A 13,734-nucleotide genomic window follows, 5' to 3' on the forward strand; every position below is an offset into this window, starting at 1 on the left:
GACCGGGATGGACGTACCGCTGGTGTACCAGTTGTTCCGCCAGGAGCACCGCTGGGTAGCCAAGTACGGAAGGGATAAGCGCTGAAAGCATCTAAGCGTGAAGCCCCCCTCAAGATGAGATTTCCCAATTCGTAAGACCCCTTGTAGACGACGAGGTAGATAGGTTCGGGGTGGAAGTGCAGCAATGCATGGAGCTGACGAATACTAATCGGTCGAGGGCTTATCCACAGATTTTTGATTTCCACCTTAACGTCACAACAAATATGAATCACATTTGATGTGACAATAAGTTCAGAGAAATCAAAAGATCCACCTTAGTATGACCCAAAAAAGTGACGTGAAGCGTTGAAGCTTACCCAGATACTTTTTCGGGACCCAATGGAAAGACATGAACTGCAACCTTACACTTTCGCATTCAGTTTTGAAGGAGCAAGAAAAGTACCCCACAAAGTGAAGAGAAATCTTCGAGGTGAACAGCCGATTACTTTGCGGGGACCCCGAAATGCTTCTTTAACTAAATATGGTTTGGTAACAATGGCGGAGGGGAACCACGCGTACCCATCCCGAACACGACCGTTAAGCCCTCCAGCGCCGATGGTACTTGGACCGAAGGGTCCTGGGAGAGTAGGACGTTGCCAAGCTAGCCTGAAGACCTGTGCATCTGCACAGGTCTTTTTATATGTACTCGTCAGATAGGTTTTTATTCGATATAGTTAGTGTCAATTAAATTGACATAAAACTAAAAGTTTCGAAAAATTAAGCATTGAAACGTAAGTATGAAATATAAGAATATGTATGCGTTTTTTTTATATTATAACATTATTGTTAAATAACTTAACATTGAATATGATTAATTCAATAGGTCTGGTTCTTATGTTAGTGAAAATGACATATGAAAAGGGTCTACTTCATCAACGATACATAGACGAGGAGGAATTACGATGAAGATGAAAAGATGGGGAAAGTGGCTGTTAACGAGTACATTAGCGGTTTCCGTATTGAATCCACTTCAAGCTTTTGCGGAATCTTCTAATGAAGTGATCACAAAAGGGGAGTTTTCCCAGTTGCTGATAGAAACAGCACAGCAAGCAGGGGTGGGGGCGCCGGAATGGATAGAGGATAGTTCTCCGCTGACTCGTGAAGATGCCGCAGCCATGATGTATCCGTTATTGAATATTGGTGAAACCGGTGAACCGTTTACGGATGTGCCGGACGACCATGAATATGCAGGAGAGATCGGGGCTGTTTATCAATCGGGAGTAATGCTGGGGTATAGTGAAGAAACATTCGGTTTTGGCGACCAGCTGACTCGAGAGCAAGTAGACATATTGCTGCCCAAACTCTATGAAACTATTAAGCCGTTTGAACTTTTGGAAGCAACAATCATGGATATTCAAGCCGCGATGGATGCTGGCAAAATTACCTCCAAAGAGTTGGTTCAGATGTATATAGATCGAATTGAGGAATATGATGATCAAGGACCGTCGATCAATGCAATCATCACAGTCAATCCGGCTGCGGTAGAAATTGCCGAGGCATTGGATAAGGAAAGGGAGGAAAAGGGTCCTAGGAGCTTACTACATGGCATACCTGTCATCGTAAAAGATAACTATGATACAGCGGATATGGAAACAACGGCAGGGTGTCTTTGCCTAGATGATTCTTTGCCTCCGGATGATGCTTTCCAAATTAAGAAGTTGAAGGAAGCAGGAGCTATCATTTTAGCGAAATCGAATCTTTCGGAATTTGCATTTTCCTTCTTGACGAACAGTTCAATGGGAGGACAAACTTTAAACCCTTACGACCTGACAAGATATCCCGGCGGATCCAGCGGGGGCACTGCAGCCGCACTTGCAGCAAACTTCGGTGTTGCCGGGTTGGGTACAGATACGGGTGGGTCGATTCGGCTGCCTTCTACACTGAACAGTTTAGTCGGCATTCGTCCTACGATCGGTTTGACCAGCAGGGATGGAATCATACCTTTAGCGCTTACGCAGGATGTAGGCGGTCCGATGGCGAGAACCGTCGAGGATGCAGCAATTATTCTCGATGCGATCAGCGGATATGACCCATCTGACATAGTTACGGCCCGCAGTGTCGGAGAGATCCCGGTGAGCTATACCGATTATCTTGATAAGGATGGGTTAAACGGTGCAAGAATTGGCGTTATTCGGGATTTGTTCGGTACGGAACCTGAACATGAAGCGGTCAATTCTGTCATTGATACCGCAATTGCCGATATGGAAAAGCTGGGCGCTACTGTGATGGATGTGGAAGTACCCCATCTGGAAGAAATTTTACAATACCCAAGCTTAAGCAGCTGGGAATTTAAATTCCAATTAAATGACTATCTAGCTTCTCTAGGAGAGGATGCACCGTATCAAACATTGGAGGAGATTATTGCTTCCGAACAGTTTGACCCTTCCATCGAATCCTCACTAGTTTCAAGAAATGAAAGAGAAACATTAGAAGATGCAGAGTATCAGGACATTGTCCTGAATCGGACGAAGCTGACACAGGAATCTCTGCTTAAGGTGATGGCGGATTATGATCTGGATGCACTCATATATCCTTCGTCTACGAATACCGCGGCAAAAATAGGTGAAAATCAATCGGCTGGCAGCAATAATCGCTTAAGCCCATTCTCAGGCTTTCCGGCCGTGACTGTTCCTGCGGGTTATACAGCGGACGAGAACCTCCCAGTAGGGATTGAATTTTTAGGAAGAGCCTTCAGTGAACCGGTATTAATTAAACTGGCATACGCCTATGAGCAAGGTACGCTTCATCGGGTAGCGCCACAAACAACGTCATAATGAAATGATGGTAGGTGTCAATGCAAATGACGGTCATTTCGGGGCTAGGACACCACATTAAAGCATAAGTCATGGAGAATTCATTATCGAGCACGGCGAAATTGGATATTACGGAAATGGATATTTCCGTCCCTTTCCTTTATGAATGAATTCCGAATTGTCATGTTACAAACCAGGAAGGTTAACTGTACTGACCTTCAACCCAAAATAAATCGTGAAGAAGACGGTTGTCTGCAGTGAGTAATAGGCTGCGGCGGCCGTTTTTTTCTGAAAAAAGATAGAATGGTTCCGCCGGATGGTTTGTGTCAAAAGCGAGGATTCCCTTTCATATTCATCGATTCCAAGTCTCGCCAACTACACCTAATGGGGCATGCGCAGATGATTCGGTTCATGTACAATTTTTTTGGCGGACCTATGTATTGGATTATTGGCGGATGCACAAGTATTGCAATTAAGATCAAATATTGGCCGACGATTCATCGCGGTTAGGGCTATTCTTAATGGAACGATGAAATTCGTGTTTCGACAGTACGATTTGGAATATAATACGGTAAAGATGATCGGTTTTGAAGACGAAAGGGCTGCAGTAAAGATGAATACATAAGAGGTGAGCCTCCAATTGAAACAAGATAAAGTTGATAAATGGATCAAGGGATTGCTTCCTGTCATCATCCCCATCGCGGCGATTGTAGTGTTGAACATGGCTATTCTATATATTGAAGGGTTGGAATGGTTGGCTGAAACATTCTATAACTTAGGCTATACATTCGGCAGCCTGATGGAACGGCTGGATGGATAGTTGGTCGCTGCAGCAGGCGAACCTACGGCTTAAAACGCGAATGGTTCGCCTTTGGCGTTATGAAACGTTGCCTATTTAATTGAAAAATCATCTCCAATCTCAAATACGACGAGGATATTTCCTTAAATAATCGCCTAAAATAAATATAGATGCGCTAATAAAGCGAGCTATTGCAAAGATAAAAAAAGTGCAGTATAATAAAGTCAACCTAAAGTCAAAGAAAGTCAAAGTCAATATAAATGGTTAGCGAAATCGATGTCTTGATAAGGGAGGCGACAGCATCAGTGCGCAACATTTCGGATATTATCGAACAGTATTTGAAGAAAATACTGCAGGAGAGTCCGAATAAAATGATTGAAATTCAGCGCAATGATTTGGCGGATGAATTTCAGTGTGTCCCTTCGCAAATCAATTACGTCATCAGTACACGCTTCACTTTGGAAAAGGGCTATGTCGTAGAAAGCAAGCGAGGCGGCGGCGGATACATTCGTATTCAGAAGATTACTCTCCCGCAGGACTGCAGTATAGACCATTACTTGTTCCAAAGCATCGGTGAACAAATCGATCAGAGCGCCGCAGAAGGGGTTATTTATCAATTGGAGGAAGCCGAGATTGTATCACCGCGTGAAGCGAATTTGCTGAGAACTGCAATGTGCAGAGACGTGCTCGCGTTAAAGCTCCCACTTCGGGACCAAATTCGGGCTAAACTGCTGAAAGCCATGCTGATATCCATTCTGACCAGGTAATTTTTGTGGCCTTTCGCTTATCCTCTCGGGTAAGGAAGAGCATACTTGAATAGAATGATATAAAGGAGGTCGCGCAGCTTATGATTTGTCAGGAATGCGGAAAAAGACCGGCTTCATTACATTTTACGAAAATAGTCAACGGCGAGAAAACGGAATTTCACCTTTGTGAAGTATGTGCTCGCGAAAAGGGAGATAAAATCCCGGGCTCATCCAATGGATTCTCCATTCATAATTTATTGTCCGGCTTGCTGGATTATGAACCATCTGCGAATTCATTTGGTGCGGCTCAGAAGCCGCTGCGCTGCGAGACATGCGGACTCACTTATGCTCAATTCGGCAAGATTGGACGTTTTGGCTGCAGCGATTGTTATGAGTACTTCTCCAGTCGGTTAGATCCTTTATTTCGCAGAATTCACGGCACTACCGCCCATCAGGGCAAGGTGCCCGCTAGATCTGGCGGGAAAATTAAATATCGCCGCGAAATTGATCAGCTGAAGCAGCAGCTCCAGCAAACCATTCAAATGGAGGAATTCGAGGCAGCTGCGAAGCTTCGAGATCAAATTCGTGAATTGGAAAGAAAAATTTCGGGGATGTAGAGGGGAGGCTGCTACTTATGTCGCTCAGTCGTTTTATCAAAAATGCGCAAAGTGAATGGATGAGAGGGAACGGACCCGAATCAGACATCGTTATCAGCAGCCGAATTCGTCTGGCGCGCAACATTCGTTCGTATCCCTTTCCGATGCTGGCAACGAATCAGCAGTCCGAAGAAATTTTGAATCAAAGCGAGAAGCTTCTACGTGATTCCTCCATTCAGAATATTGGAGAGTTTGAGCTGCTGAAGCTCTCGGAAATGAACGAGCTGGAGCGCAGAGTGCTGGTGGAAAAGCATCTGATTAGTCCGAACCTGGCGAATGAATCGAGGAACGGAGCCGTCATTCTCAGCGAGAACGAATCGATCAGCATTATGGTGAACGAAGAAGACCATCTTCGCATTCAATGTTTATATCCAGGCTTCCAAATCAAAGAGGCATGGAGTTTGGCGAATCAAATCGATGACATCTTTGAATCGCAGTTGGATTATGCATTCAGTGAGACTAGGGGTTATTTGACAAGCTGCCCGACGAACGTCGGTACGGGACTTCGGGCATCGGTGATGCTTCATCTTCCGGCATTAGTGCTGACGCAGCAAATTAATCGGATTCTATCCGCTGTGAACCAGGTGGGTCTTGCGGTACGGGGGATTTATGGTGAAGGCAGCGAAGCGTTAGGCAATTTGTTCCAGGTTTCGAATCAAATTACTTTAGGCCAATCCGAAACCGAGATCATAGACAATTTGCATAGTGTCGTCAAGCAAATTATCGAGCATGAACGCGCCGCAAGACAAAGGCTCATGAATGAATCCAAAACGCGCATCATGGATCGTGTATTCCGTTCTTATGGAATACTAAGTCATGCGCATATTATGGATTCAAAGGAAGCCTCTCAGAGATTGTCGGACGTTCGCTTAGGCATTGATTTAGGAATGATTACAGATGTGTCGTCTAATGTGTACAACGAGCTGATGGTGATGACGCAGCCCGGATTTCTGCAGCAGTACAGCGGCAAGAAGCTTTCGCCGGATGAAAGAGATGCGCGTAGAGCAGAGATGATTCGTACACGACTTAATAAATCCTAACATGTATTAAATCTGGAGGTGTAAGAAGATGATGTTCGGAAGATTTACAGAACGAGCGCAAAAGGTATTGGCATTAGCTCAAGAAGAGGCTGTTCGTTTAGGTCATAACAATATTGGAACAGAGCATATTTTGCTGGGTCTCATCCGCGAAGGCGAAGGCATTGCGGCAAAAGCCCTTCAAGCATTGGGACTCAATTTGGAAAAAATTCAGGATGAAGTAGAATCTTTGATTGGAAGAGGTCAGGATAAGCCAACGAACATCGCATATACGCCGAGAGCGAAAAAGGTCATCGAGCTTTCGATGGATGAAGCGCGAAAAATCGGTCATACTTATGTCGGAACAGAGCATATTTTGCTGGGCCTCATTCGTGAAGGTGAAGGCGTAGCGGCACGCGTATTGAACAACTTGGATGTAAGCTTGAACAAAGCAAGACAGCAGGTGCTTCAGCTGCTTGGCAGCAGCGAATCCGTCTCTTCAAGCCATTCCGCATCCACGAATGTCAATACACCGACACTGGACAGCTTGGCTAGAGATTTGACTGCGATCGCTAAAGACGGCAATCTGGACCCTGTCATTGGCAGAAGCAAGGAAATTGAACGAGTGATTCAGGTGCTCAGCCGCCGAACGAAGAACAACCCTGTACTCATTGGGGAGCCCGGAGTAGGTAAAACGGCGATTGCTGAAGGATTGGCACAGCGAATTATCAATAATGAAATTCCTGAAACCTTAAGAGATAAAAGAGTGATGACTCTTGATATGGGATCGGTTGTTGCCGGTACGAAGTACCGTGGTGAATTTGAGGACCGTTTGAAAAAAATCATGGACGAAATTCGCCAAGCCGGAAACATCATTTTGTTCATCGATGAGCTGCACACCCTGATTGGAGCGGGAGGGGCTGAAGGTGCGATTGATGCTTCCAACATCTTGAAGCCATCGCTGGCGAGAGGCGAACTGCAGTGCATCGGGGCAACGACCTTGGATGAATATCGCAAATATATTGAAAAGGATGCGGCATTAGAGCGCAGATTCCAGCCGATTACGGTGGACCAGCCAACGAATGAAGAGGCGATTCAAATCCTGTACGGCTTAAGAGATCGTTACGAAGCTCATCACCGCGTAAAAATCACGGATGAAGCGATCGAGCAGGCAGTGAAATTATCCGATCGCTATATTACGGATCGTTTCCTGCCGGATAAGGCGATTGACTTAATTGATGAAGCGGCTTCGAAGGTAAGACTTCGTTCTTACACGACACCGCCAAACTTGAAACAGCTTGAGAGCCGTTTGGAAGATGTTCGCAAGGAAAAGGATGCAGCCGTTCAAAGTCAAGAATTTGAAAAAGCTGCCTCTCTTCGCGATACAGAGCAGAAGATGAAAGAAGAGCTGGAACGCACTAAAAATGAATGGAAAGAAAAGCAGGGACGCACCGATTCTGAGGTAACTCCGGACGATATCGCAGACGTTGTGGCAAACTGGACTGGAATTCCAGTGAAGAAGCTGGCGGAGGAAGAAACGGAGCGCCTGCTTAAAATGGAGGACATTCTTCATAACCGGGTTATCGGACAGGAAGAAGCGGTGAAATCGGTCAGCCGAGCCATTCGCCGTGCAAGGGCTGGACTCAAAGATCCGAAGCGCCCAATTGGCTCCTTTATTTTCCTTGGACCTACAGGTGTAGGTAAAACGGAATTAGCACGAGCGCTGGCGGAAGCGATGTTCGGAGATGAAAATGCAGTCATCCGCATCGATATGTCCGAGTATATGGAGAAGCATTCCACATCCAGATTAGTCGGTGCACCTCCAGGATATGTTGGTTACGATGAAGGCGGACAGTTGACGGAAAAAGTAAGACGCAAGCCTTATTCGGTCGTGCTTCTGGATGAAATCGAGAAAGCTCATCCTGAAGTATTCAACATCCTGCTGCAGGTGTTGGAAGACGGGAGATTAACCGATTCTAAAGGGAGATTGGTCGATTTCCGCAATACCCTCATTATCATGACTTCCAACGTCGGCGCAGAGATGATCAAGAAGAACTCCGCACTCGGCTTTACCGCCCATCAGGATGCGGGACGCGATTACAACAATATGAAGAACAAGGTAATGGATGAACTGAAGAAAAGCTTCCGTCCGGAGTTCTTGAACCGGATCGATGAAATTATCGTGTTCCATTCCTTGGAGGAAACCCATATTGGCGAAATCGTGAGTCTCATGGCAGAGGAGCTGCGCAAACGTCTCAAGGATCAAGAGGTTGATTTCGAGTTGACGGACAGCGCCAAGGCGTTCCTAGCGAAAGAAGGCTTCGATCCGACGTACGGGGCAAGGCCGCTCCGCCGAGCGATTCAGAAGCATATTGAGGATCGTTTGTCTGAGGAGCTGCTTAAAGGCAATATTTCTAAAGGCGACTCTCTCATCATTGATGTCAAAGACGGCGATCTTACGGTGGATAAGAAAGAAACGGTAAAACAATCTTAAACAAATCATGTAGAAAATAATCCGGCGTTATGCCGGATTATTTTTCTGCACTCAGAAAGGCGTGTAAGGGGTTTTCTTGCGTAAGGTAAAGTGGTAAACTTTGAATAAACAAACGTGTGAGGAAGTTTATGGCCAAGACAAAAACGAAATTTGCTTGTCAGGCTTGCGGGTATGAATCCGCAAAATGGATGGGCAAATGTCCGGGCTGCAACGCCTGGAATACGATGGTGGAAGAAACGGAAACGACAGTGAAGCATCGCGGGATCTCTAGCCCGCTTTCAATAAAGAAGGAAAAGGCGACCTCCATCATTCATGTCGATACAGCAAGTGAACCTCGAATTTATTCTCCCTACCATGAATTCAACAGGGTCGTTGGAGGAGGCATTGTTCCAGGCTCACTCATTCTAGTGGGTGGAGATCCTGGTATCGGGAAGTCGACATTGCTTCTGCAAATATCTCATGCGCTTTCCAGTCAACAGCTGAAGGTGCTGTATGTCTCCGGAGAGGAATCGGTGAAGCAGACGAAGCTGAGAGCGGATCGGCTAGGAGCATTGTCGGAACAGCTATATGTGCTTTGTGAGACGGATATGCAAGCGATTCAAGAAGCGATCGATCAGGTCGATCCAGATTGCTTGATCATCGACTCGATTCAGACAGTATATGAACCGGCTGTTGCTTCGGCACCGGGAAGTGTTTCTCAAGTTCGGGAATGTACTGGCATTTTAATGAGAATAGCTAAAATGAAGGGTATTGCCACCTTCGTTGTCGGTCATGTCACGAAAGAGGGGACCATCGCGGGACCAAGATTGCTGGAGCATATGGTGGATTGCGTGCTTTATTTTGAAGGCGAGCGTCACCATACATACCGGGTGCTTCGGGCAGTCAAAAATCGCTTCGGCTCAACGAACGAGATGGGCATATTTGAAATGGGAGAGCAGGGGCTGCGCGAAGTGAGCAACCCGTCCGAGTTGTTCTTGTCGGAACGGCCTATGGGGGCTGCCGGCTCTACAGTTATGGCGAGTATGGAAGGGACGCGTCCGGTGTTGGTTGAAATCCAATCGCTGGTATCTGTGACGAATTTCCCTTCGCCGCGAAGAACCGCTACCGGTTTTGATCATACAAGACTATCTTTAATCATTGCGGTCTTGGAAAAGAGAAACGGGCTGCATTTGCAGCACCATGATGCTTATTTGAATATTGCAGGTGGCGTAAAGGTAGATGAACCGGCTGCCGATCTTGCTGTGGCGGTCAGTATCGCATCCAGCTTTCGTGATGCACCAACACGCCCTTATGATGTCGTGTTCGGTGAAATCGGATTAACGGGGGAAGTCAGGGCGGTCTCAAGAGTAGAGCAGAGAGTGAATGAAGCGAAAAAACTAGGCTTTAAACGTGTCATCCTGCCGGAGCACAGCTTGAAGGGCTGGAAGCCAGCGGACGGAATCGAAATTATCGGGGTGCGGACGGTCTCGGAAGCCCTGCAGGTAGCCTTTGATTAAAGCTTCTTAGAAAAACGGGGGTGGTAAATCATGATAAGAGATGAAGGTAATCAAGAAGTAATGAGCAAGCTGCTTCAATTGGTCGCCCCGGGAACAGCGTTCAGGGATGGACTGGAGAATGTACTCAGAGCCAAGACAGGTGCTTTGCTGGTTGTCGGATATAGCCCGGAGGTGATGGAGATCGTCGATGGGGGCTTCTCCATTAACTGCGACTTTTCCCCTAACTACCTGTACGAGTTAGCGAAGATGGATGGGGCGATTATTCTAAGTGAAGATTTAAAGCGTATTTTGTATGCGAATACGCAGCTCATTCCGGATTCTTCGATATCTTCTACGGAAACCGGTATTCGGCACCGGACCGCGGAAAGGGTGGCGAAGCAAACGGGGAAATTGGTCGTATCCATATCCCAAAGGCGGAACGTCATCACCTTATATCAAGGCAACTTACGTTACTCCTTGAAGGACATTGGTGTGATTTTGACCAAAGCGAATCAGGCGATTCAGACGCTTGAAAAATACAAGGTCGTCTTGGACCAAGGATTTACTAATCTAGGCGCAACCGAGTTTGAGGAATTAGTGACGCTGCACGAGGTGTGCAATGTCATTCAGCGCGTCGAAATGGTGCTCCGCATCAAATCAGAAATTATTAATTATATTAACGAGCTCGGTACAGAAGGCCGGTTGATCAGCATGCAGATGGAGGAGCTTACGTCCAAAATTGATGCTGAGGCCTTGTATCTGCTCAAGGATTATGTGAAGGAACCGGACGAGGAACGCATCCAAGAAATACGCCAGCAGTTAAAAAGGCTCACGAATGACGAGCTTCTGGATCCGCATCATATTGTTCGGCTGCTTGGTTATCCGAATACGAATACAGCGATGGAGGAATCGATTTCACCGAGAGGCTACAGAGTTCTTCACAAAATTCCCCGTTTGCCTTCGATTATTATTAATAACCTGGTAGAACGTTTTGAGTATTTGCCTCACGTGATGATGGCAACGATTGAGGAATTGGATGAAGTTGATGGCATTGGCGAAGTTCGGGCAAGGGCAATTAAAGAAGGTCTGAAAAGAATACAGGAACAAGTATTCATTGACAGACATATTTAATTTGCATACAATCATACAATGAACCATCCCGATGTAAACATAGGATATTCTTGTTTTGCGTGGGGAACAGTAAACTTGAGGTGGACATTCCATGTTTACAAAATCGCTTCCGAGCTTTTTCACGATATGCAATTTATTTCTTGGCATCATCTCGATCATTTTGGTCTTTCACGAGAAGCCGGATTATGCGGCCATCATGGTTATCGTGGCCATGTTAACCGACGGTTTGGATGGTCGAGTGGCAAGAGCATTGAATGTGCAGAGTGAATTTGGCAAAGAGCTGGATTCTTTATCCGATGTGATTTCTTTTGGGGTCGCTCCCGCATTTATTATGTACGTCGTGGCTTTTCAGGAAATGAATGAGCCCTTAGCATGGATGATAACAGCGCTCTTTCCGATTTGTGGCGCATTGAGATTGGCTCGGTTTAATGTGGTGGAAGCCGTGCCTGGATATTTCATCGGCCTTCCGATTCCTGCGGCTGGCGGAGTATTGGCTACGTTGGCATTATTCCATAATGAACTTTCTACGGTTGTGCTGGCCATTGTAACCGTTATGCTGGCACTGCTCATGATCAGTACGGTTAAATATCCCAGCTTCAAAAAGGTTGGCATTCCCAAAGCGGCGATTTGGATTACACCGATCATCGTCGTTGTTGCGGTCGTACTTGCGGTATTATTTCCAGGTCAAATTTCGAAGATTATCATGATTCCATTAGTTTTCTACGCGATTTGGGGATTAAAAAAAAACGTTAGAATTGTACGTTTCTTAGCACGAAGGCGCAAAAAGAAGTCAGTGGATGAAGAGAGCTATCAGGAATCACGTTAACGATATAGAGCAGGTAAAATAAAAAGCATTTATTTTTTCCACATCGGAGAAATAAATGCTTTTTTTCATTCTTTTGCAGTTGTTTTGTTGAAAATAGGTTTTACGACATGTTGAAAATTCCTAGGGTTGAGCAGCGTTTGGCTTCATCCTCAACGACCTTCTCCAGCTTCAAATCCAGAAGATTGCATAAAGAGGAAAGGTAGAATAAATTTCTGCCGAGCTGTGCACTGACAGCCTCTTGGCAGCTTTCACACAATCCACCCTCAACTTGGCTGTCCAGTATTTTCTTCGCATCCTCGATCGTCATCTCTGAGGTCAACATTTGTTTTTTGCCGTGCAGCTCTATACATCCGCATTCGGTAACGGCCTTGATCACTGAACGATGAACGGCTGAACTGGATTGATCGATTTTGGATAATACGTCTAATAAGCTTCGGTGACGGAGCAGCAGTTTGGATACCAATTCCTGAAATTCATTCAAATTTTGGACGCTCATTCGAATCACCTCGTACTTTTCTCTAAGTCGTGCCAGCTCGCTGACAAGCAGCCAGGTCCCGGCGGCTCCAGAATAGGTTGATACCATTATAGTTCAAAAAGGGACCTCATTACAAAGAAAAAATCAAAATGAAAAAATTTAACGAGTGGCAGATTATAGCTTTCCCATGTTTTGTTCATACTGTTAAGGAATAAAACATCTTTCCCTAATGGAGGTGAATTGTCGATGTGGTTAAATCGATGGATACAATTAGCGGCGATTATAGCAGGAGCTTTACTAGGATATGAATGGTACAACCAGCGGACTTTTCTTCAAGATGCCGAGTTTGGGCAGTGGACAATGATAGGATTAGGTGCGGCAATTCTTTGGATGGCTGCGAACGTCATAGGAATCGTATTTTCCATTGTCTTAAAAAAGGGTGAGCGATGGTTTTCCAAGGTTTCGAATGGAGAGCTCGTCGCGGGTTTAAGCGGTTTGCTTATCGGATTAATGATTTCCGCGCTTTTATATCCGGCCATGTCTAAGCTGAGCGGCTGGGCAGCATGGATGCCTGCCGTGGTGACGATTGCGCTGAGTACGTTCGGATTTAGGATCGGAATGAGCAGGAAAGCCGAACTGACTGCATGGCTGTCTTCGATTCGAAGAGCAAGCGACATCGCAGATGTGAACAGTCTTTCGGTGTATGAACACAAGATTTTGGATACTTCAGTCATCATTGATGGAAGAATTGCGGATATTTGCAAAACGGGTTTCGTGGAGGGAACGCTCGTCATTCCTGAGTTCGTGCTGGAGGAGCTGCAGCATATCGCGGATTCTTCGGATTTATTGAAACGGAACAGAGGCAGGCGGGGGCTCGATATTTTGAATAAAATTCAAAAGGAACTCGATGTAAAGGTGCTCATCTATGAAGGTGACTTCGATGAAATCTCCGAAGTGGACAGCAAGCTGGTGAAATTGGCCAAGGTATTGCAAGGAAAAGTCGTGACCAACGACTTTAATTTAAACAAGGTGTGCGAGCTTCAAGGGGTACCCGTGCTCAATATCAATGATTTAGCCAATGCAGTGAAGCCGGTCGTCCTGCCAGGTGAGGAAATACTGGTACAAGTTATTAAAGACGGCAAGGAATATGGACAAGGTGTTGCATACCTCGACGATGGAACGATGATTGTCGTCGAAGGAGGAAGAGACCATATCGGCTCTGTCGTGGAAGTGATGGTGACGAGCGTGCTGCAAACCTCTGCTGGAAGAATGATATTTGCCAAGCCGAAATTGTTGGAAAAAGCGCTCTGAAAAGATTATACTT

Annotated in this window: 11 protein-coding genes and 2 rRNA genes; 12 read left to right on the plus strand and 1 reads right to left on the minus strand. The window is 45.9% G+C overall.

The window, feature by feature from the left end:
* From ACFPXP_RS15900 to pssA, 11 genes are all read left to right on the plus strand, one after another.
* Positions 1–228 (plus strand): 23S ribosomal RNA (locus ACFPXP_RS15900); the annotation flags it as partial.
* Between the two features lie 296 nt (positions 229–524).
* Positions 525–641: ribosomal RNA gene (gene rrf, locus ACFPXP_RS15905) — 5S ribosomal RNA — on the plus strand.
* Between the two features lie 300 nt (positions 642–941).
* Positions 942–2,813, plus strand: a complete 1,872-nt coding sequence (locus tag ACFPXP_RS15910; RefSeq protein WP_379895314.1) for an amidase family protein — start codon at positions 942–944, stop codon at positions 2,811–2,813.
* Positions 2,814–3,432: 619 nt separating this feature from the next.
* Positions 3,433–3,612, plus strand: coding sequence for a hypothetical protein (locus tag ACFPXP_RS15915; protein ID WP_379895315.1), 180 nt, complete (start codon positions 3,433–3,435; stop codon positions 3,610–3,612).
* Positions 3,613–3,896: 284 nt separating this feature from the next.
* The gene (locus ACFPXP_RS15920) at positions 3,897–4,358 is read left to right on the plus strand and encodes a CtsR family transcriptional regulator (RefSeq protein WP_379895316.1); all 462 of its coding nucleotides are present in this window, start codon (positions 3,897–3,899) and stop codon (positions 4,356–4,358) included.
* A gap of 80 nt (positions 4,359–4,438) precedes the next feature.
* Positions 4,439–4,954 carry a UvrB/UvrC motif-containing protein gene (locus ACFPXP_RS15925; protein ID WP_379895317.1) on the plus strand — a complete coding sequence of 172 codons (516 nt, stop codon included), beginning with the start codon at positions 4,439–4,441 and terminating at the stop codon, positions 4,952–4,954.
* 17 nt (positions 4,955–4,971) lie between these two features.
* The gene (locus ACFPXP_RS15930) at positions 4,972–6,033 is read left to right on the plus strand and encodes a protein arginine kinase (RefSeq protein ID WP_379895319.1); all 1,062 of its coding nucleotides are present in this window, start codon (positions 4,972–4,974) and stop codon (positions 6,031–6,033) included.
* A gap of 28 nt (positions 6,034–6,061) precedes the next feature.
* A complete protein-coding gene (gene clpC / locus ACFPXP_RS15935; RefSeq protein WP_379895321.1) occupies positions 6,062–8,503 on the plus strand; it encodes an ATP-dependent protease ATP-binding subunit ClpC in 2,442 nt (813 codons plus the stop codon).
* Between the two features lie 128 nt (positions 8,504–8,631).
* Entirely contained in the window at positions 8,632–9,999 is a 1,368-nt protein-coding gene (gene radA / locus ACFPXP_RS15940) for a DNA repair protein RadA (protein WP_379895323.1), read from the plus strand.
* 30 nt (positions 10,000–10,029) lie between these two features.
* Positions 10,030–11,109, plus strand: a complete 1,080-nt coding sequence (disA, locus tag ACFPXP_RS15945) for a DNA integrity scanning diadenylate cyclase DisA (protein ID WP_379895324.1) — start codon at positions 10,030–10,032, stop codon at positions 11,107–11,109.
* A 91-nt stretch (positions 11,110–11,200) separates the two neighbouring features.
* Positions 11,201–11,935, plus strand: a complete 735-nt coding sequence (pssA, locus tag ACFPXP_RS15950; protein ID WP_379895325.1) for a CDP-diacylglycerol--serine O-phosphatidyltransferase — start codon at positions 11,201–11,203, stop codon at positions 11,933–11,935.
* 100 nt (positions 11,936–12,035) lie between these two features.
* Here the strand turns inward: pssA and ACFPXP_RS15955 are convergent, their stop codons facing one another.
* Complete coding sequence (locus ACFPXP_RS15955) at positions 12,036–12,431, minus strand: DUF1573 domain-containing protein (RefSeq protein WP_379895326.1); 396 nt, start codon at positions 12,429–12,431, stop codon at positions 12,036–12,038.
* A gap of 225 nt (positions 12,432–12,656) precedes the next feature.
* Between ACFPXP_RS15955 and ACFPXP_RS15960 the strand changes: the two genes are divergently transcribed.
* Positions 12,657–13,721 (plus strand): PIN/TRAM domain-containing protein, encoded by a 1,065-nt coding sequence (locus ACFPXP_RS15960; protein ID WP_379895327.1) that lies wholly within the window; start codon positions 12,657–12,659, stop codon positions 13,719–13,721.
* Positions 13,722–13,734 lie beyond the last annotated feature (13 nt).

It is taken from the genome of Marinicrinis lubricantis (assembly GCF_042658665.1).
Lineage (GTDB): Bacteria > Bacillota > Bacilli > Paenibacillales > KCTC-33676 > Marinicrinis > Marinicrinis lubricantis.